Here is an 18,625-nt window from a genome sequence, read left to right on the forward strand (position 1 = left end):
TAAACTATCGGGTCGTCAGCAGGGAATCGGACAAAAAGCTGAGCGGCGAGCGTCGGGGCGATTGGCCCACAGACGTAGCCAATGAAGGCGAACATGGCGTTCCCGGCCTTCCGCCCGGAAGAATCGCACATGGTGAACGGCCTCCTTAAGCCTTCGTCGAATTTCCTGCGTATTCCGGACATGGGGAACCCTCCTGCTGCTTTGAGATGCTCGGTAGGGAGTTTCCCGCAGGGGCAATTCCCCTCGCAGGGAGACCCTTCGCTGACCCCCATGGCGGCGCAGGCTCCTTGTCAAACCCTCGAACGGCCAATTCCCGGCCAGTCACGCCTTACCCATCTGTCCGGTATTCTAACACAGACCCTCGCGTCATTGACAAAAGCGGGAAAATATAAACCATGTATTATTCAAACCGTTGACAAACTCGAAATTTCTTGTTATGATATGCGCGTAAAAGTTAAGAAGGATTACTAACTAGGAGTTATGTCATGTCGCAGTCATTTGTGGAAATATCGGGAAGTCCGGACGTCAGAGGGCACAACCAACGGGCAATTCTGCGGGCGATCTTTCAGCAGGGGACCACTTCCAGGGCCTCGCTGTCGAGGCTTTTGGGCATCAGCAAGCCCGCGATCTCCGAAAACCTGTCGCCGTTTTTTGCCTCCGGTCTTGTAGAGGAGGTCGGTGAGGGTGCGAGCGGGGAGGGCGGCGGCCGCCGACCCAAAATGCTGCGCATCAACTTTCACCACCGATACATCATTGCGATCGACCTGAACCGCACGGAATTGGTCTTCGCGTTGGGAGATTTGAACAACGAGATCATGGAAACCCTGAGCATTCCCTCGCCGGCCGATACGCGCATGGAAACGTACATCGAAACGGTCAACCAGGGCGTCTGGCAGCTTCTCGACCGACGCAGCCTGACACGGCAGGATCTGGTCTTTATCTCGTTTGCGTCCCCCGGCGTATACGACAGCGACGGCAACCCCTTGGGCTGCAACCCGAAATACGCTGGCGCACCCTGGGCCTCGATCAACCTGTGCGAAGCGATGCGCGAGCGCTTTCAGGTGGACAGCATGGCCATCAACGACATCAACGCCGCCGCGCTGGGTGAGCGAATGCTGTCTGGCGATCCGCGCATGGACAATATGCTCTACATAAGCTGCGGGCTGGGGTTTGGCGCCGGGCTGATTCTGGACGGGCAGCTCTACGCCGGGCGCCACTTCGCAGCGGGTGAGATCTACAACTATGTGGACACAGACCACATCGCGCGCTCCGTCGGTATTGAGGAGGACATCTGCACCAAAGGGCTCATCCGACGCGTACGGGAGGCCGTTTCGGCCGAAGGCGCTCCCGGATTTCCACCGCCGGAGCGGATCCGGTTTTCGGATGTGGTGGATGCGTACCGGAAGCGGGATGCTCTGGTGACACGCATTGTGCGCGAGGTCTGCGAGGCAATTGCGATGGTGGCATTCAACTTCGCCAGCCTCCTGGATGTGGAAACGGTGGTCTTTGGTGGGGATTACCTGCCGTTCGGCCCTACGATGCTGGAAGAAATGGATCGGCTGCTTGGCCGATGTTCCCTTATCGCGCCCGAAATCTCCCTGGCGTCCGTATCCCAACATGCCGGGATTCATGGACTGCTGCATGCGGCTCGTGAGAAGTACTTTGACGACCTCTGTCAAAAGGCCAACCGGAGGGAGGTGTTGATGGCATGAATCCGGTGAAGCGAACGCCGGCTGCCATCCATTGCGAAGCTTGTGACCGAATCCCGGTCGTCCCGCTGATCGTCCAGCACGCTCCGGAAGTCTCGCGCATTGCGCATGCTCCGCGCTGCCGGATATGCCGCCGGGCAACGCCCACAAAAATCTGATTTGCGGAACACCGCAAAATTCAATAGGGGAGGAAGCCTTATGAAAAAGACGGTGTGGATTGCCCTGGTCTTGGTCGTTTGCCTGCTCGCCGGAACCTCGACGGCAATGGCGTCTGGCGCGAAGCCCTACGAGGGCCAGACGCTGACGGCGCTCTTCATGTCCAGCGTGTACGCCGAGGCTGCCCGGTCCATCGCGGACGAGTTTGAAGCTGCGACGGGCGCGAAACTGGAAGTCGTGGACTACCCCTACATCACGCTGCACGACAAGGCGCTGCTGGATCTGACCAGCGGCACCGGTTCTTACGACGTAATCGACGTCGCCTGTCAGTGGGACGGCGAGTTCGCCCCGTACCTTGAGCCGCTCGACGCATACATCCAGAAGGACAATTGCGACACCACCGCATTCATCGAGAACGTGTTCAGCCAGGCCGGACAGTGGCAGGGTACGACGATCGGCATCCCCAACGCCAACACCCCGCAGGTGGTGGCCTACCGCACCGACCTGATCCCCGAGGGCCTGCCCAAGACCTGGGACGAGTACTGCGCGCTGCTTGAGAAGCTCAACGATTCCGCCAACGGTTTCTACGGTCTGGCCACCCCCGGCGTCCGCGAGCAGTATGGCGGAATCTGGGACTCGATCCTTTGGTCGATGGGCGGCGCCTGGGCGGACGAGGACTGGAACATCACCATCGATTCGCCCGAGGCCCGCGAGGCGCTCAGGAGCAGCAAACGCCAGATCGCCTGCGCCGACCCCGCCGTACTCTCCTGGGGCCTTGAAGAAGCCATCGCGGCCTTCCTGGACGGCAAGGCCGCCGTGTGTGATGCCTGGCCGACGCTGGGCATCACCCTGAAGGGCGACGACCCCGCGCAGAGCAAGATCGTCGGCAAGTGGGCGCTGGGCACCTTCCCCTACGAGAAGAACGGCATCACCAACCTGAGCGCATGGGATGTGGCGATCAACGCCGCCTCCGAGAAGAAGGACCTGGGCTGGGAGTTCATCAAGATGTACACCTCTCCGGAGAACTAGCAGGCGTTCTACGAGCAGTTCTACATCTTCTCGCCCCGCAAGGCCTTCTGGGAGCAGGACGCCATCAAAGAAGCCGGGCTGTACCCGCTGCGCACCGCGCTGGACACCGCGCTGATCTGGTGGCGCGTGGCCGCATCCGTTGAGGCGGACACCGCCATCGGCACCGCCGTCAACGGCTACCTTGCCGGCCAGACCGATGAGGAGACCGCAATCGCCAACATGAAGGCCGGCCTTGAGCAGGCGTTGACCATGAATCCCATTGAGGAAGGCGTCAAGAACTACAACCATTAGCACAAGGCGAGGATTGTCGCGGGGGTCAATCGGGCATTGGCCCCCGTGCAACGCAATCTTGGAGGTGCTGCCCCATGAAAGCCGGCTCAAGATCCCTCAACGCCAGCAAGCGCAGCGACAGGCGGGCAGCCTGGTCCTTTCTTGCGCCCGCGTGTATATTCCTCGCGATCACGGCGCTGATGCCGCTCCTCTACTCGGTGTACCTGAGCTTCTTTCGCTTCAAAATGAACCTGCCCAAGGCGGTGCCGCTGTTCATCGGCTGGGACAACTACGCGCGCATCTTTACCGACCCGATGCTCTCTACCAGCGCCTGGAATACGCTGGTGTTCGCAGTGATGTCGGTGGCGCTGAGCATGTTGACTGTGCTGTTCCCGCTGTACTGGCTGGCGACCAGCTCGTTCAAGCTGGAGCGCGACTATCTGGCTAACCCGCCCGTGCTGGTGCCCACCCAGTTCACCTGGGACAGCTACCGGGATGTGTTCGCCAAAAGCCAGCTGGGTTCCTCGTTCATGTCCTCCCTGATCATCGCCGCCGTTACCACGCTGTTGTGTATCGTCGTCGGCAGTATGGCGGCCTACGCGCTGGCTCGCGGGCCCATCGGGCGCAAGGCAAAGAACCTCTTCGGGCTGTGGTTCCTGGTGCAGAAGATGTACCCGGCTATCGCGACCGCCATCCCGATCTACATGGTCATGCGGGCGCTGAAGCTGATGGACACCCGCTTTGCGCTGATCGTCATGAACACCAGCTTCAACCTTCCCATGGTCATATGGCTGATGATGGGCTTTTTCGAACAGCTCCCCTTCTCACTGGAGGAAAGCGGCATGCTGGACGGCGCGGGCTTTTACCGGAGATATTGGAGCATCATCATGCCGATCACAAAGCCCGGGCTGATCGCCTCGGCGATCCTGACGTTCGTGGCCACTTGGAACGAGTTCCTATTCGCGGTGATCCTGACCATCAAGAGGACCAAGACGCTGCCGGTGGTCATCGCCGGGTTTATCACGGACCGGGGACTTGATTGGGGGCCGATGGCGGCTGCTTCGGCGGTGATGCTGGTGCCGGTGGCCGTATTGGCGTTCGCACTGCAGCGGGATTTCGTGCAGGGCCTCGCGATGGGCGCCGTGAAGGGATAGGGCGGAAAGACGCGAGCGTTCCAACGAGAAAAGGAGTGTATCCCTTGGACAAGAAACGGTTGGCGGCCTATCAGCGGAAATTTCGCGCGGAACTCCTGGAAGACAGCGCTCCGTTCTGGTTGGAGCACGGTTGGGACCAGGTTTATGGAGGCATATACACCTACCTGGCCCGAAATGGGGAGCGTTGCTCCTCACTCAAGAGCGTCTGGGCCCAGGGGCGCTTCATGTGGACGCTTAGCCGCCTTTGCGCTCAGTATGGCGCTCGGGAAGACTGGCTGAAAGCTGCCGAAAGCTGTAAGACGTTTCTGGACGAACACTGCATCGACACGGACGGGCGCATGTTCTTCCTGGTCACCAACGATGGAAGGCCCGCGCGCAAGCGGCGGTACTTCTTCTCGGAGGCTTTCTACATCATGGGCTTTGCCGAGTACGCGCTGTTGACCGGCGACGGTGCGGCGCTTCAAAAGGCGCGCGACATGTATGGCGTTGTACTGAAGATTTATAAGGACCCCGCCGCCGACCCGCACCGGGTGTACCCGAAATATGAGCCCGCGACCATTGAGACCCGCGCGCTTGCCGGGCCGATGATTATGCTCAACGTATCCAATGTCATGCGGCGGTGCGATGCCGAAAATGCCGCGTGCTACGACGCGTGCGTGAAGGAGTACATCCAGGACGTCACCGGATACTTCTACAGCGAAGAGCACCGGTGCCTGTTCGAAACCGTGGGACGGGGCGGTCAACCATTGCTGGACATCCCGATAGGGCGCGTGGTCAACCCCGGTCACTCCATCGAGGCGGCTTGGTTCCTGCTGAACGAGGCGCGGTATTTTGGCGACGCGGCCCTGACCCGTAAGGCCGTTTCCATCCTGGAGTGGTCGTTGGACCTCGGGTGGGACAAAGAGAACGGCGGCCTTGTGTACTTCGTGGACCGGTTGGGCTACCCGCCGGAACAGTACGAGCATGACATGAAGCTCTGGTGGCCGCAATGCGAGGCGGTCATCGCGACGCTGATGGCCTACGCGGCGACGGGCGACGAAAAATGGGCCGAATGGTTCGAAACGATCACAGACTATGCTTTCCGGTATTTCAAAGACGATGAGGGGCCGGAGTGGCTTGGATACCTGCACAAGGACAACACCAGGCAACTGCCCATCGTGAAGGGCAACTATTTCAAGGGCCCGCTGCACCTGCCTCGCATGCTGATGACCTGCGACGTGCTAATCGACGAGCTCCTCGCGAGGGAGTGAACGCACGGGAAAGCGTGACGGACTTTGGCCAAATCCTCAAGGCCGCGCGCGGGCAGAAGCCGCACAGGCCTATGCTGTTCGAGTTCTATATGAACATGCCGCTCTACGAGCGCGTCACTGGGTGAAGGTGTGCAGAGGCGCATTTGAGGGACTGAGGAACACGGCCGAAGCCTTCTGCGTACTTGGCTACGACTACACCTTCCGCCTGGGAAGCGGTATGCGCTTTGACAGCCAGGCGCACCGCAAGGAGCAGACGATTCCGCTCAACGTTTGGGGTGAAGATTATCGGATTGCGTCATCCAACCTCTGGGTTTCGCCGGACGGGAAATCCCTTTACGAATGACGCCGACCTCATTAAGAAGGCGGCCTCGCGCGAATAGGCCGCCCACCCTTCCGTTGCGCGCGGGATCACTCCGGATCAGTCCAGTGCGAGTAGCGGATCAGCGCAATGCGGCCGTCGGCCAGATAGCAATCGACGAGGTAGTATTCCTTCCAATCATCGGGCGTGGCGTAGCGGAGGCGGGCGCGTTGCTCAAAGCCGATGTCGTATTCGGAGATATCGGAAATTTCCGCCTGCGGAAAAGCAGCCTTCAGCGCATCCGCATTGTCGCCGATCTTCAAGCCGCCCGGAGCGTATACCCGGGTCAGCGCGCGGTTCTCCCATACGCAGCCGGTCAGGCGCGCCGGCAGTGCCAGCACGTCATTTGCGATCTGATCCGCGCCGACGAGGCCCCCGGCGCCGTCTTGGTAAGCGGACGCCTCGGACACGTTCAGCGTAACCGCGCCGCCGGGCACATCCAGCGTAAACTCGGTCTCTCCGGTCGCGGCGCCCAGGTAATTCCAGGTGAAATACCGGGCGCTCAGTGCTTGCGCGTATTCCCCCAGCGTCGTAAGACCGGTATCCAGCATCATGTCTACCTCCGCCTTTGACAGCGAATCGGTCTGCGGGGCTGCGAGGGCCGTCAACGCGCACAACAGCATCAGTACCGCCAAGATGGCCTTCCTCATGGCATACACCTCCAAAACAATATAACAATTAGGCGCCGACAAATGTCATTTTGTTCCAACGGCGACTCTATGCCGCGGAAAGGCTTCGAAAAATCGAGGCTTTTTTGTACACAAATATTTATCTTGATTTTTCTGCGGTTTTGAGCGAATATGTGCTTACCAAAGAAATTGAGGAGGGCACACCCAATGAGAATCACCCGCAGCGCAACCGGCGCAAAACGCAAGTCGCTGGCAGCCGCCCTCCGTCAGGGACCGAACGCCCCGGTCAAGTTGCGCTGCACAGCCAGTCGGCGCGGGCGCGCTCCCGCTCGGAGCACATCCGGAAAACAACGAATGGGCGTACCGCCGGCGTCTACGCGGATTTCGACGAAACCGCTGATACGGGTGCTTATGGCTTGCGTCTCGGCCTTTCATCATTATAGGGGTGTAAACCGTCGCGTTTATGGTACGGGTAAGATTGACAAAACCCTGATGGGAGGCTACACTGGAATCGGTCTGAACAAGTCGCCTGGGGGTCTCCCGTTTACCGCAGTTGGTTGATATTTGCGAAAGTTGGTCAATTCATGCAATGGACGGCAAAGGCGCCAATGCGTATAAACAGTGACTATGGGACGGGGTTTGAGGAAGCAACGTGATGGGCAACGATTTGGCGCTGGGTTCCGTAGGTGTAATGTCTATGTCCATTCTGGGATGTATGGTACATCAAAACAGCCTTTTCAGCGCAAAAATGCGAAACTCGTTTTTGCGCGCGATTCTGGCGATCGCTGTTGTCATCCTCGCGGAGATGGGCACATCCTATTTTGGCGTACCAGGTACGGCTTATCGTTTGCTGAATGTGTCCTTTTGCATTCTTGGGTTTGGCCTATCGCCATTTGTCCCGAATCTGATTGCCATGGCGTTTGATGATAATTGGGGCTCGAAATGGAGCGCTCTTGCGTTTCTTCCTGCGGTAATCAACATTGTTCTGACGGTACTGTCGCCGATATATGGCTTCATATTCTTCGTTTCGCCAGACAACAGCTATTGTCGCGGCCCTTATTTTTTTGTTTTTATCATTTCGTACCTTTTGAGCATGGTGTTCCTCCTGATGAAAACGTTGCATGTCATAAGTGTTTACCAAAATAAAACCAAGCTCGTTTTATTCTGGATACTCTTTTTGGTCTTGGCCGGATCGACGATGCAAATCCTATGGCCGTCGGTACGCTCGGCCTGGATAAGCGTAACGCTCGCGATGGTCATGTATTATGCGTATTATAACGAGTTGCTTGAAAAGCACGACGCCGTGACAAATCTCTTCAATCGGCAAGCATATGAATACCATCTGCAACGGCTGGAGGCTAGAGGACATGGTGCGGTCATCCTTTTTGACGTAGACGATTTCAAGCAGAAAAACGATGAATACGGACATCCATATGGAGATGCGTGCCTTAAGAAGGTGGCCGCCGGCATACGGGTTTCATGCGCCAAGATTGGTTTATGCCACCGAATAGGGGGTGACGAGTTCTGTGTGTTGAGTGAATCAACAGATGAGAAAGCCATTCGGGATGCGGAGACTCTGTTTTTGAAGAACATGAACGTTTTACGCAAGCAAGACCCCAAGATTCCGTTGGTCTCGTTTGGCCATGCTATTTATGACAAATCGCGCGAAGGGATTGAACAGGTTGTGGCAGAAGCCGACCGGCAGCTGTACCGTTATAAAAGGCGTCGTAAGCTGGAGGGCAGGCAACCGGCGGAATCATGCGATGGGGAAGTATACCAATCGGAATCAAAAACGCGGGAATGATTCCGATTGGCATTGCTCGCCGATCTTACGAATCGCTCTGGCAATCCGCACATGTGGTTGCGTCGCCGACGCCCAGGCACTGAACCGCATAATCGCCCACAGACGCCGTCGCGCCGAAGGCGACCGGCACAGCGATGCATACTTCCTGCGTGATGGTAAACGTGCAGGTTCCGCGCGTTACGCCGGGACAGATCGAAAGGCCGTTTGTTATGACGGGATCACCACAGCAGTACGTCGTGGTATCCCCGACGCTCGCGAACGGCGTGACGGTCACAGGGACGCAGACGCTGGCGCGCTGATAGCCGACGGCCGGACAGGTCGTTTCCACCTCACCGCATACCGGGCCGCAAATCGCCAGGCTGTTTTGCGTAGTCTGCCCCCCGTAGACGCAGACCGTCACCGGTCCGATCGGATGGGGTACGCTCAACTCAAAGCTGACCACCATGACGCCATCGACCTTGTTCAGCCCGAAATTGAATTTCAGTCCAGGGCAGCCGGTTTGGTTGTCCGGATGATCCGGAGGCATGATTTCGACGTTCGTGCCTATGACGACATTCTGCGGCACACCGTTGATCGTGACGGTTACGTTCCGAAGCATTTCCTCCGTGATATCCGAACAGACGACCAGCAGAAAGTGGCTCAAATCTGCATAGTCACTGGTATTCATCCCGTGAGCTGTAATGGTATAGATAAACCGCTGGTTTTGTCCGGGAGTCGGGTACAGAATCGAGCTCGGGTCCAGCGCGAATTCAAACGGGAGGATTTTGTCTCCCGGGACGTTCGTGTAATCAATTGTGGATGCGCATGCGCTACTGGCCGCTTTCGGACAACAACTCATGATTGTTCCCCTCCGTTGGTTTTATCATAATCCGAGCAGATTATGTAAGGATCGCCCGCGAAAGCGGAGGCATTGATCCGAACCGGGATGTCGACGCACAAGTGTTGACGGATAATGTAGTTGCAACCGCCGTCGGCGATGTCGCCGCAGCATTGGTTGTCCAGGATCACCTCGGGCACCCCGCAACAATAGACGCGCGTCCTGCCGGCTTTCGTATAGGGCAAGATCATAAGCGGGAGGCAGGCTCTGGCCTTGAGTTTATACAGCCTCCCGGGGCATCTGCTTTCTGGCATGGGATTATCCCCCTGTGTTTGATCCAATCTATCCTATGTCGGAAACAAGAAAAGCGGCACTGCCGGAATTTACGATGTAGAAAGGCGGGCGAACACTGCCCTAACCATACTTGGTCCTAGCCGTCATGCCGCCCGAAATCCCTTCCATCCCGCCACAAGCCCTTGGCTTTGTCGGCTTCTCCCAGCCTTGACCCCGGCTGTCCCGCCCCGTCTTCGGAACTGCCCACTCATCAATGGTCTCTCCCCGAGACGATACTCACACGCCTGTCCAAGACGCATTCTCCAAAACGCTCACGATATGCCTCGCGGCTGCTTCTACCAATTCGGGAATTGGCAAATCCTGTACGCCGACGACGTAATGGTCGCAACGGTCAATCGGCAAAAGCACCTTTTGAGCGCGGCTTTGCCCCACCGCGACAGCCATGGCCGGGGTTATTTCCCCGAAAAGCGAATCCGCCGCGACAATGTCAATCGGCCCGACGATCATATCGGCGTCGCGGCAGTTCACAATGACGGGATTCTCCCCGGTCGCGCCAAAGTCCGCGCCGGCTTTCAGCATGGCGGCCGTGGCTATGCTGTTTGTGCCGAGGGCGTACAATTCATACCGCCCCGATTCCTTTTTCAATCGGCCTGTCAACAAGGAACCTATTTTCCCGCCCTGCCCGTCGATTATGACGATCTTTTTCATCAAATTACCTTGATTGGGCACTTGATACCCCCCATTCCCCGTCGCAACAGACACAGTATAGCAGAGGTTCTGTTGGAATTCCACCGCCCGGTCAAAGCGGATAGCCGCGCGGAAACCAAGCCCGCACAACGGTGCCCACGCAGCGCCGGATCATTCCGGGCGCGCACAATGCCGCTTGACAAATCAAAAAATCGGCGGTATAATTAGGAATGAGTTTCAGATTATGCGATTGAGTCCCGAAAGGCGGTTTTGTGATGACCGGATATCGAACGCAGCAGCGGAATATGCTGATCGCTTTCTTTGAATCGCATCCCGACCGGTCTTTTACCATAGACGAGATCGCGGAGGCGCTCCATGCGCAAGCGGGGATGATGGCGCCCTCGCGCAGTACGATCTACCGCACGGTTTCCGACCTCGAGGCCGATGGGGCGGTACAGCGCCGCTTTCTGGCCGACAAGCGCCGCAGCGCCTACCGGTACCGCGACAAAGCGGCTTGCGCTTCCCATCTGCATTTGCAATGCAAGCAGTGCAACGCGCTGACGCATCTGGATTCGGGCGTTTCTCACGCCATCGCGAGGCTCTTGCGGGAAAATGGGAATCTGTCGCTTGATATGTCCGGCACGGTCTTGATCGGCGGATGCGCCAAGTGCGGCTTGAAGTAGGGGGAAGGAGGGACGGCCATGCGCGCGAAGAAATTGACCGCCATATTCATCTGCGGCGTGACTGTCGCGGCCCTGCTTTTGGCCGGTGTTTTCTTGTCCACACATATCGAGCATGACTGCACGGGCAACCACTGCCTCGTTTGTGACGCGATGGCCGCATGCGGAAACCTGCTCCGTTCGCTGGTGGGGCTGCTTATCTTCTTAGGACTGCTCCTGCCCGAAATGCTGGCTGCGCAATTTGGGCGGCCGGCGTCGGCTCCCCATGCCCGCCCGACCACCCTCGTTTCTTTGAAGGTAAAACTGCTGAATTGATTTGAATATTCACCTTGAACCTGGTATTGGCCTTGTTCGGCGAGTACCTTGTTTCATGTCCCCCAAATTCGATATGAGGTGAATATTCATGAAAAAGATAATGACGCGCCTGTGCGTCTGCCTGTTGGCGCTTTCCCTTTCCTCCGTTCCCGGTTTCGCCGCGGAAAAAGCCAAGCCGCTGAGCATCGTTTGCACGACCTTCCCGCAGTATGACTGGGCACGCCAGATTCTGGGCGACAAGGCTGATGAGGTGCGGCTCACGCTGCTGCTGGACAATGGCGTCGATCTGCACAACTACCAACCCACGGCTCAAGACATCGCCGCGATTTCTATCTGCGACCTGTTTATCTATGTCGGCGGCGAGTCCGACAAGTGGGTCGAAGAAGTGCTGGAAACCGCCCACAATCCGAACCTGAAGGCCATTTCCCTGCTGGCGAGCGTGGAGGCCAAGGAAGAAGAACATGTGGAGGGCATGCAGGCGGAGGAACACGATCACGGCCATGAGCATGGCGACGGTCACGACCACGGCGAAGCCGAATACGACGAGCACGTATGGCTGTCGCTGAAAAACGCCAAGACGCTGGTGACCGCCATCTGCGATGCGCTCTGCGAAATCAAGCCCGACACCGCCGACGCCTACAAGGCCAACGCCGACGCCTACGCCGGAATGCTCGCCGAGATGGACGCGCGCTATCAGGCGGTGGTCGATGCCGCCCAGCGCAAAACGCTGCTGTTCGCCGACCGCTTCCCCTTCCGCTATTTGACAGACGACTATAAGCTGGGCTACTACGCCGCCTTCGTCGGCTGCTCCGCCGAGACCGAGGTCAGTTTCGAGACCGTCGCCTTCCTGTCCGGCAAGGTGGATGAACTGGAGCTGCCCGTCGTGCTGACCATCGAGGGCACGAACCATGCCATCGCGCAAACGGTGGTCGCCAACTCGCAAAGCAAGGATCAGAAGATCGTCACGATGAACTCCATTCAGTCCGTGACGGCAAAGGATGTGGCCGCGGGCGCCTCCTATCTGGGATTCATGGAAGAAAATCTCGCGGCGTTGAAAGACGCGCTGAACTGATTCCACGGGCAGGGACGCCGTGCGCTCCGGCGATATGGCGTCCCGCAACAAGATAGAGGGATGGACATGGAACAACTAATCTGCAAAGATCTGGCACTGGGTTACGACGGTAAGGTGGTCTCCGAAGGCATCAGCTTCGGCGTGTCGCGGGGCGACTACCTGTGCATCGTCGGGGAAAACGGCGCGGGCAAGAGCACGCTGGTCAAGGCACTGCTGGGCCTGAACGCGCCGATCTCCGGCAGCATCCGTTTTTCAAACGGTCTTAAGCAAAACGAGGTCGGCTACATGCCGCAGCAAACCCACGTCCAGCGCGACTTTCCGGCTTGCGTGGAGGAGGTCGTCGTCTCCGGCTGCCTGAACCGCGCAGGCATGAGGCCGTTTTACAACCGCGAGGAGCGCGCGCTGGCCTTGCGCAACATGGAAGAGTTGGGCATCGGGCCGTTGAAAAAACGCTGTTACCGAGAACTTTCCGGCGGTCAGCAACAGCGCGTGCTCCTGGCGCGGGCGCTTTGCGCCACGCGGAAACTGCTGCTGCTGGACGAGCCGGTTTCGGGCCTCGACCCCGCCGCATCGGCACAGATGTATGCGCTCATTCGGCAGCTCAACAGCGACGCGGTCACCGTCATCATGATCTCCCACGACGTCACAGCGGCGGCGCGCGAAGCCAGCCACATCCTGCACCTCTCCAATCGCCCGCGCTTCTTCGGCACGGCGACGGACTATCTCGAAAGCGACGTCGGTCGATTGTTCCTCGGCGCGGAAGGGGGCGCGCAAGGATGAATGGCAATTTCTTTGAAACGCTGACCTTTTACTTTACCTTCCCCTTCGTGCGGTACGCGCTGCTGACCGGCGTGCTGATCGCGCTGTCCGCGTCGATCCTGGGGGTCACGCTGGTGCTCAAGCGGCTGTCCTTCATCGGCGACGGACTCTCCCACGTAGCCTTCGGCGCGACGGCGGCCGCCGCGATCCTCAGCGTGGCCGGCGATATGGTCGTCGTGATGCCGATCACCATCCTGAGCGCCATCCTGTTGCTGCGCCGAAACGAAAAGCGCCAGGTACGCGGCGACGCGGCGCTGGCGATGATATCGGTCGGAGCGCTGGCGCTGGGGTATCTGGCGCTCAGTGTGTTCTCGGCTGCGGCAAACCTGTCGGGCGATGTCTGTACGACGCTGTTTGGCTCCACCTCCATCCTCACGCTGACCGCCTTTGAAGTCTGGCTGACCGTCATCATGTCGGCGGTGGTTGTGGGCGTGTTCGCGCTGCTGTATAACAAGATCTTCGCGATCACATTCGACGCGGATTTCGCCTCGGCCACCGGCACGCGCGCCGGCCTCTACGATACGGTGGTGGCCGTGGTCACCGCCGTCATCATCGTGCTGGCGATGAAGCTGGTGGGGTCGCTGTTGACCTCCGCGTTGATCGTCTTTCCCGCGCTGTCCGCCATGCGCGTCTGCAAAAGCTATAAGGGCGTGATCCTGTGTTCGACGCTCCTGTCGGTGGTGTGTGCGGCGGTCGGCATTCTTTTCTCCGTCGTCGCTTCTACCCCGGTCGGCTCGACGATCGTCGCCGTGGATATTCTGGCGTTTCTCATTTTCAGCATCATCGGAAAGATTGGGAGGGCGAGAGGGTGAAAAAGGCAATTGCATGGGTCATGCTGATGACGGCGCTCCTGCTTTCCGGCTGCGGACGACAGGATACCCCGCCTGCTGCGCCGACAACGCCACCCGAAGGCGCTGCGATGATACCCGAAGTCGTCGAGGCGCCTGCGGTGGCGGAGCCCTCCATCGATATTGACCTGACCAAGATGGGCAAAACGTCGGCATATGCCTACTTGGTCAACATTCTTGGCGCGCCCGACGACTATGTGGGCCGGCGCATCAGGCTCAAGGGTATCGCCGATGAAAGCTATCTCGATGAAACCGATACGACTTATCACTACATTGTCGTTACCGATGCCTCCTCCTGTTGCGCGCAGGGCGTCGAATATGTGCTGTCCAGTCAGGACGCATCCCACCCGGCTCCCGGGGCATGGTTTGAAATCTCCGGAATCTTTGAACGCTACGAAGAGGACGGTACGCCGTATTTCCACGTCGTTGCGGATGAAATAGACCCGGCGTGAATCATCCGGAGCCGTTCGCGAATCGGGCGGCAAGCGTACGCCGGCCCGGCTGCTCGTCCGCTTTTACGACGTGAGACCGGCATGGCGGCGGCCTGCGTCGGACAGCTTCTGACCGACAATCCCGCACATCTTCGCCGCAAAGCCTGTGGAACCAAGGGCTCCAATTGTCCAAACGGCGAGTCCTCCCGGCGCACAAAGCCCCGCGCGATAAAGGGCGCTTGCGTGGCGGTGAAATCGGCGTTATTCCTGCCTCAACCATGCCCGCATCCATCGGACGGCAAGCCGTGCAGACGCCCGCTGCGCGGCTGTTCTTTTTGCACGTCCATTGTTCACACGAACTTCCTTGCATTGGCCCGTAAATTCGCGTATCATGATAAAATCGGGGACGCAATGGAGGTCGCTATGCGGGTTTTGCCAGTGCTGGAGACAGGCGAGCGGGTGATCGTCGCCCTTTCCGGCGGCGCGGATTCGGTGGCGCTGCTGCTTGCGCTTGCCGAACGCGGCGATTGGCAACTGACCGCGGCGCACCTGAACCACATGATCCGGGGCGAGGACGCCGAACGCGACGAGCGCTTCGTCCGCGCGCTGTGTAAGCGGATCGGCGTTAAGCTGATCTGTGCGCGCGAGGACGTGCCCGCGTTGGCTGCCGAGCGCCAAGAGGGCCTGGAGACCGCGGCGCGTGCGGCGCGGCGGGCGTTTTTGCTTCGAACGATGGAAGCGGACAGGGCGACCGCGATCGCCACCGCACACCACCTGGGCGACCAGGCCGAAACCGTTGTGATGCACCTGGGCCGCGGCGGCGGCGTGCACGGCGCGGCCGGCATGCGCGCGCGGGTCGGGATGTGGGCGAAGCCGCTGCTCGAGGTCAGCCGTCGCGAGATTCTGGATTTTCTGGCAGCGCGCCGGCAGGATTTTTGCGAGGACGCGACCAACGCCGCGTGCGACACGGCGCGCAACGCCGTGCGGCACCGCGTGCTGCCGGCGCTTGAAGCGGTCTACCCCGGCGCGGCCGCGGCGCTTTCGCGGTTTGCGGCGATTGCGGCCGACGAGGACGATTACATGATCCGCGAAGCACACGCCCTGATTATGCGGGGAGTGCAGCCATTGCCCTTCGGGTCGCGGCTGTTCGTGCAAGACGCGCATCCGGCGATCTTGCGGCGCGTACTTTGGCGGCTCAGCGGCGCGGATTTTGAGGGCGTTGAGCGGCTGATGGCGCTTTATGGGCAGGCGCGCGGCGCGCTGTCGCTTACGGGGTTTACGGCCGAACGCGCGGGCGAGTGGCTCTATTTCATCAGGCCGGACGCCCGGCCGCCGGCGGCGGCGGCGCTTGCGGACGGCGCTCGGCTGCCCGGCATCGGACATCTGTCGATGCGGCCCGCCGAACCGGTTCCCGTGCGTGACGATCCGCTTTCGCAGGTGCTGGACGCGGCGGCGCTTACGGGCGCGGTGCTGCGCACACGCAGGCCCGGCGATCGGATGAGGATGCTGGGCGCGCCGGGCGGGCGGCTGTTGTCGGACGTGATGATCGACCGGAAGATCGACCGCCCGCTGCGCGACTGGATGGCCGTCGTCGCGCGAGGCAACGAGGTACTCTGGCTGCCCGGAGCGGCGATCGCCCAGGGCGTGGCGATTTCAAAGGATACGGAGGGCGCATGCCGCCTGACATGGACGAGGGAGGATTTGAACGATGGGAACGCACCGCTTGACCGATGATCTATGCAAGATACTGTTCAGCGAGGAGCAGATTCAGGCGCGCGTGGCCGCGCTGGGCGAGGCCATCAGCCGCGATTTCGCGGACGAGGGCGTGGTGCTGGTGGGCATCCTCAAGGGCGCGGTCGTGTTCCTGGCCGACTTGGCGCGCTCGATCAGCGTGCCGGTCGAGATGGACTTCATGGCCATATCGAGCTACGGCAGAGCCACCCAGTCGACCGGCGTGGTGCGCATCCTCAAAGACCTCGACCGCGACATCACCGGTCGGCGCGTAATCATCGTCGAGGACATCGTCGACAGCGGCATGTCGCTGAGCTTCCTCAAGGACAACCTGAACTCGCGCGGGGCCAAATCGATCTCGATCTGCGTGCTGCTCGACAAGCCCAGCCGCCGCCGAGCCCACGTGGACGTCGATTATTGCGGCTTCGAGGTGCCCGACGAATTCGTGGTGGGCTACGGGCTGGACTACGCCGAACGCTACCGGGAACTTCCGATGATCGGCGTTCTTAAGCCGGAGGTTTACCAATAACCCATGCAATGAAATGCGCGCGCATGAGCGCCGGGAAAGGAATTGCGATTTGAATCGAAACACAATGCGCAGATGGCAGGGCCCGCTGATGTACGCGCTGCTGGTGGCGATGGTGCTCATGGTGGTGCAGATGTCCGGTACGCGGCCGCGCGACGTGGTCACGCCTTACAATTACACCGGCGTGCTCAAGCTGATTGAGGAAGACAGGCTGACCAACGTGCTAATCACCGGCAACCAGCTGGTCGGCCGCCTTGTGGACAGCGCCATCCCGGTAGAGCAGTTCGGGCGGCGCTATGACATAAAGGCCAACATCCCCTCTGCCGAGCGGTTTTATGCCGACGTGAACGTGATCTACGCCAAGAAGCTCAGCAAACCGGCGAGCGAAGTGGTGTCCACCGACTATGCTTTCGACATACTGGTGGAGCCGCCGGCGGGCGCGCCCTGGTGGCAGGAGTTTTTGCCGCTGCTGATTACGGTGGCGTTGGTGGGCACGCTCTGGTTTATGATGATGCGCAGCCAGGCGGGCGGCGGCAAGAGCGGCGTGATGAGCTTCGGTCGCAGCCGCGCGCGGTTGACCGACCCCGCCGCGCTCAAGGTCACGTTTGAGGACGTGGCGGGCGCGGACGAGGAAAAGGAGGAACTGCGAGAGATCGTCGAGTTCCTCAAAAATCCCAAGCGCTTCACCGACTTGGGCGCGCGCATCCCCAAGGGCGTGCTGCTCGTGGGCCCGCCGGGCACCGGCAAGACGCTGCTGGCGCGCGCGGTCGCGGGCGAGGCCGGGGTGCCGTTCTTCACGATATCGGGCTCCGACTTCGTCGAGATGTTCGTGGGCGTGGGTGCGTCGCGCGTGCGCGACCTGTTTGACCAGGCCAAGAAATCCTCGCCCGCGATCGTGTTCATCGACGAGATCGACGCGGTGGGCCGCCAGCGCGGCGCGGGACTCGGCGGCGGCCACGACGAACGCGAGCAGACGCTCAACCAATTGCTGGTGGAGATGGACGGTTTCCAGCACAACGAGGGCGTGATCGTGATGGCGGCGACCAACCGCGCCGACATCCTGGACCCGGCGCTGCTGCGGCCGGGCCGGTTCGATCGCCAGATTACCGTGAATTACCCGGATGTCAAGGGACGCGAGGAGATCCTCAAAGTGCACGCGCGCGGCAAGCCCATGGGCCCCGACGTAGACCTCAGGGTGCTGGCGCGCCGCACGCCCTACTTCACCGGCGCCGACCTCGAAAACGTGCTCAACGAGGCCGCGATCCTGACCGCGCGCGCGGGCAAGGGCAAGATCACCATGGCCGTGCTCGAGGAGGCCACCACCAAGGTGAGCGCCGGCCCCGAGAAAAAGAGCTATCAGATCACCGAACGCGACCGCAAGCTCGTCGCCTATCACGAGGCCGGTCACGCGGTGGTCATGAACTTCATCCCCGAGTGCGACCGGGTACACGAGATTTCGATCATCCCGCGCGGCAAGGGCGCGGACGGCTATACCATGTACCTGCCCGACGAGGTGCGCCACGCGTCCAGCCGCCGGCTGACGGCGAGCATCGCCGGCCTGCTCGGCGGCCACTGCGCCGAAAAGCTGGCGCTGGGCGACGTATCGACCGGCTCGACCAGCGACTTGAAGCGCGCCACCGGCATCGCGCGCGACATGGTGACCGAGTACGGCATGAGCGACAAGCTCGGCCCGATCTTCCTGGGCGGCGACCACGAGGTGTTTTTGGGCCGCGACTTTTCCCAGTCGCGCTCCAGCTTCTCCGAGCGGGTCAACGCCGAGGTGGACGCCGAGGTGCGCGCGCTGCTGAGCGGCTGCTACAAGCGCGCCGAGCACCTGCTGACCGAGCACCGCGCCGAGCTCGACCGGCTGGCCGAGGCGCTGCTCGAAAAGGAAAAGCTCGACCGGGCGGAGTTCCTCGCGCTCATGGGCGGCAAAAGCGCGCAAGCGGAGGAAGACGAGGCAAAATAGGTCCTTCACCGCTTGCCGCGTTTGTGGTATAATAAAGATGACTCTGCCGGTGCAAATGGATTCCCACCAAGGGCGGC

Annotated in this window: 22 protein-coding genes; 19 read left to right on the plus strand and 3 right to left on the minus strand. The window is 60.2% G+C overall.

Translation table 11 applies throughout. From position 1 onward, the window contains the following. Positions 1–81: 81 nt before the first annotated feature. From ACH6CV_RS05135 to ACH6CV_RS05170, 8 genes are all read left to right on the plus strand, one after another. Entirely contained in the window at positions 82–471 is a 390-nt protein-coding gene (locus ACH6CV_RS05135; protein WP_456357097.1) for a hypothetical protein, read from the plus strand. A gap of 14 nt (positions 472–485) precedes the next feature. After that, positions 486–1,712 carry an ROK family protein gene (locus ACH6CV_RS05140; protein ID WP_456357098.1) on the plus strand — a complete coding sequence of 409 codons (1,227 nt, stop codon included), beginning with the start codon at positions 486–488 and terminating at the stop codon, positions 1,710–1,712. A 195-nt stretch (positions 1,713–1,907) separates the two neighbouring features. Beyond that, positions 1,908–2,894 carry an ABC transporter substrate-binding protein gene (locus tag ACH6CV_RS05145; RefSeq protein WP_456357099.1) on the plus strand — a complete coding sequence of 329 codons (987 nt, stop codon included), beginning with the start codon at positions 1,908–1,910 and terminating at the stop codon, positions 2,892–2,894. Positions 2,895–3,020: 126 nt separating this feature from the next. After that, positions 3,021–3,185, plus strand: a complete 165-nt coding sequence (locus ACH6CV_RS05150; protein ID WP_456357100.1) for a hypothetical protein — start codon at positions 3,021–3,023, stop codon at positions 3,183–3,185. 74 nt (positions 3,186–3,259) lie between these two features. Continuing rightward, positions 3,260–4,318 (plus strand): carbohydrate ABC transporter permease, encoded by a 1,059-nt coding sequence (locus tag ACH6CV_RS05155; RefSeq protein WP_456357101.1) that lies wholly within the window; start codon positions 3,260–3,262, stop codon positions 4,316–4,318. A 44-nt stretch (positions 4,319–4,362) separates the two neighbouring features. Then, the gene (locus ACH6CV_RS05160) at positions 4,363–5,568 is read left to right on the plus strand and encodes an AGE family epimerase/isomerase (RefSeq protein WP_456357102.1); all 1,206 of its coding nucleotides are present in this window, start codon (positions 4,363–4,365) and stop codon (positions 5,566–5,568) included. Next, complete coding sequence (locus ACH6CV_RS05165) at positions 5,565–5,693, plus strand: hypothetical protein (protein ID WP_456357103.1); 129 nt, start codon at positions 5,565–5,567, stop codon at positions 5,691–5,693. The genes ACH6CV_RS05160 and ACH6CV_RS05165 overlap by 4 nt, the downstream gene beginning before the upstream one ends. Then, positions 5,690–5,911 carry a hypothetical protein gene (locus ACH6CV_RS05170; RefSeq protein ID WP_456357104.1) on the plus strand — a complete coding sequence of 74 codons (222 nt, stop codon included), beginning with the start codon at positions 5,690–5,692 and terminating at the stop codon, positions 5,909–5,911. Before ACH6CV_RS05165 ends, ACH6CV_RS05170 begins: the two co-directional genes overlap by 4 nt. A 65-nt stretch (positions 5,912–5,976) precedes the next feature. Here ACH6CV_RS05170 and ACH6CV_RS05175 read toward each other — a convergent pair whose 3' ends face one another. Then, positions 5,977–6,576, minus strand: coding sequence for a hypothetical protein (locus ACH6CV_RS05175; protein ID WP_456357105.1), 600 nt, complete (start codon positions 6,574–6,576; stop codon positions 5,977–5,979). A 104-nt stretch (positions 6,577–6,680) separates the two neighbouring features. Here ACH6CV_RS05175 and ACH6CV_RS05180 point away from each other — a divergent pair, with 104 nt between their 5' ends. Together ACH6CV_RS05180 and ACH6CV_RS05185 are read left to right on the plus strand one after the other, a co-directional pair. Then, positions 6,681–6,998, plus strand: coding sequence for a hypothetical protein (locus ACH6CV_RS05180; RefSeq protein ID WP_456357106.1), 318 nt, complete (start codon positions 6,681–6,683; stop codon positions 6,996–6,998). Positions 6,999–7,210: 212 nt separating this feature from the next. Then, positions 7,211–8,359, plus strand: a complete 1,149-nt coding sequence (locus ACH6CV_RS05185; protein ID WP_456357107.1) for a GGDEF domain-containing protein — start codon at positions 7,211–7,213, stop codon at positions 8,357–8,359. A 25-nt stretch (positions 8,360–8,384) separates the two neighbouring features. Here the strand turns inward: ACH6CV_RS05185 and ACH6CV_RS05190 are convergent, their stop codons facing one another. Together ACH6CV_RS05190 and ACH6CV_RS05195 are read right to left on the minus strand one after the other, a co-directional pair. After that, on the minus strand, positions 8,385–9,197 hold the full coding sequence (locus ACH6CV_RS05190; RefSeq protein ID WP_456357108.1) for a hypothetical protein: 813 nt from the start codon (positions 9,195–9,197) through the stop codon (positions 8,385–8,387). A gap of 549 nt (positions 9,198–9,746) precedes the next feature. Further along, positions 9,747–10,178 (minus strand): DUF3842 family protein, encoded by a 432-nt coding sequence (locus ACH6CV_RS05195; RefSeq protein ID WP_456357109.1) that lies wholly within the window; start codon positions 10,176–10,178, stop codon positions 9,747–9,749. 254 nt (positions 10,179–10,432) lie between these two features. On the opposite strand from ACH6CV_RS05195, the gene ACH6CV_RS05200 reads away from it, so the two are divergent. From ACH6CV_RS05200 to ftsH, 9 genes are all read left to right on the plus strand, one after another. Beyond that, entirely contained in the window at positions 10,433–10,840 is a 408-nt protein-coding gene (locus ACH6CV_RS05200; protein ID WP_456357110.1) for a Fur family transcriptional regulator, read from the plus strand. Between the two features lie 18 nt (positions 10,841–10,858). After that, the gene (locus ACH6CV_RS05205; RefSeq protein WP_456357111.1) at positions 10,859–11,152 is read left to right on the plus strand and encodes an AraC family transcriptional regulator; all 294 of its coding nucleotides are present in this window, start codon (positions 10,859–10,861) and stop codon (positions 11,150–11,152) included. An 88-nt stretch (positions 11,153–11,240) separates the two neighbouring features. After that, complete coding sequence (locus ACH6CV_RS05210) at positions 11,241–12,224, plus strand: metal ABC transporter substrate-binding protein (protein WP_456357112.1); 984 nt, start codon at positions 11,241–11,243, stop codon at positions 12,222–12,224. 66 nt (positions 12,225–12,290) lie between these two features. After that, the gene (locus tag ACH6CV_RS05215; RefSeq protein WP_456357113.1) at positions 12,291–13,004 is read left to right on the plus strand and encodes a metal ABC transporter ATP-binding protein; all 714 of its coding nucleotides are present in this window, start codon (positions 12,291–12,293) and stop codon (positions 13,002–13,004) included. After that, entirely contained in the window at positions 13,001–13,855 is an 855-nt protein-coding gene (locus ACH6CV_RS05220; protein ID WP_456357114.1) for a metal ABC transporter permease, read from the plus strand. The genes ACH6CV_RS05215 and ACH6CV_RS05220 overlap by 4 nt, the downstream gene beginning before the upstream one ends. Next, positions 13,852–14,343, plus strand: a complete 492-nt coding sequence (locus ACH6CV_RS05225; RefSeq protein ID WP_456357115.1) for a hypothetical protein — start codon at positions 13,852–13,854, stop codon at positions 14,341–14,343. Before ACH6CV_RS05220 ends, ACH6CV_RS05225 begins: the two co-directional genes overlap by 4 nt. Before the next feature lie 402 nt (positions 14,344–14,745). Then, on the plus strand, positions 14,746–16,056 hold the full coding sequence (tilS, locus tag ACH6CV_RS05230; RefSeq protein ID WP_456357116.1) for a tRNA lysidine(34) synthetase TilS: 1,311 nt from the start codon (positions 14,746–14,748) through the stop codon (positions 16,054–16,056). Further along, positions 16,046–16,582 (plus strand): hypoxanthine phosphoribosyltransferase, encoded by a 537-nt coding sequence (gene hpt / locus ACH6CV_RS05235; RefSeq protein WP_456357137.1) that lies wholly within the window; start codon positions 16,046–16,048, stop codon positions 16,580–16,582. Before tilS ends, hpt begins: the two co-directional genes overlap by 11 nt. 64 nt (positions 16,583–16,646) lie before the next feature. Then, the gene (gene ftsH, locus ACH6CV_RS05240) at positions 16,647–18,548 is read left to right on the plus strand and encodes an ATP-dependent zinc metalloprotease FtsH (protein WP_456357117.1); all 1,902 of its coding nucleotides are present in this window, start codon (positions 16,647–16,649) and stop codon (positions 18,546–18,548) included. The last annotated feature ends 77 nt before the right edge of the window (positions 18,549–18,625 follow it).

This window comes from Anaerozeibacter quisquiliarum, from assembly GCF_051162045.1.
Classification (GTDB): domain Bacteria; phylum Bacillota; class Clostridia; order Christensenellales; family Aristaeellaceae; genus Anaerozeibacter; species Anaerozeibacter quisquiliarum.

Bases quoted from the DNA above. Each gene is read 5' to 3' on its own strand.
- ACH6CV_RS05135 (WP_456357097.1), top strand. From the start codon at position 82: ATGAAGGCGAACATGGCGTTCCCGGCCTTCCGCCCGGAAGAATCGCAC.
- ACH6CV_RS05140 (WP_456357098.1), top strand. From the start codon at position 486: ATGTCGCAGTCATTTGTGGAAATATCGGGAAGTCCGGACGTCAGAGGG.
- ACH6CV_RS05145 (WP_456357099.1), top strand. From the start codon at position 1,908: ATGAAAAAGACGGTGTGGATTGCCCTGGTCTTGGTCGTTTGCCTGCTC.
- ACH6CV_RS05155 (WP_456357101.1), top strand. From the start codon at position 3,260: ATGAAAGCCGGCTCAAGATCCCTCAACGCCAGCAAGCGCAGCGACAGG.
- ACH6CV_RS05175 (WP_456357105.1), bottom strand. From the start codon at position 6,576: ATGAGGAAGGCCATCTTGGCGGTACTGATGCTGTTGTGCGCGTTGACG.
- ACH6CV_RS05185 (WP_456357107.1), top strand. From the start codon at position 7,211: ATGGGCAACGATTTGGCGCTGGGTTCCGTAGGTGTAATGTCTATGTCC.
- ACH6CV_RS05190 (WP_456357108.1), bottom strand. From the start codon at position 9,197: ATGAGTTGTTGTCCGAAAGCGGCCAGTAGCGCATGCGCATCCACAATT.
- ACH6CV_RS05195 (WP_456357109.1), bottom strand. From the start codon at position 10,178: ATGAAAAAGATCGTCATAATCGACGGGCAGGGCGGGAAAATAGGTTCC.
- ACH6CV_RS05200 (WP_456357110.1), top strand. From the start codon at position 10,433: ATGACCGGATATCGAACGCAGCAGCGGAATATGCTGATCGCTTTCTTT.
- ACH6CV_RS05205 (WP_456357111.1), top strand. From the start codon at position 10,859: ATGCGCGCGAAGAAATTGACCGCCATATTCATCTGCGGCGTGACTGTC.
- ACH6CV_RS05210 (WP_456357112.1), top strand. From the start codon at position 11,241: ATGAAAAAGATAATGACGCGCCTGTGCGTCTGCCTGTTGGCGCTTTCC.
- ACH6CV_RS05215 (WP_456357113.1), top strand. From the start codon at position 12,291: ATGGAACAACTAATCTGCAAAGATCTGGCACTGGGTTACGACGGTAAG.
- ACH6CV_RS05220 (WP_456357114.1), top strand. From the start codon at position 13,001: ATGAATGGCAATTTCTTTGAAACGCTGACCTTTTACTTTACCTTCCCC.
- tilS (WP_456357116.1), top strand. From the start codon at position 14,746: ATGCGGGTTTTGCCAGTGCTGGAGACAGGCGAGCGGGTGATCGTCGCC.
- ftsH (WP_456357117.1), top strand. From the start codon at position 16,647: ATGCGCAGATGGCAGGGCCCGCTGATGTACGCGCTGCTGGTGGCGATG.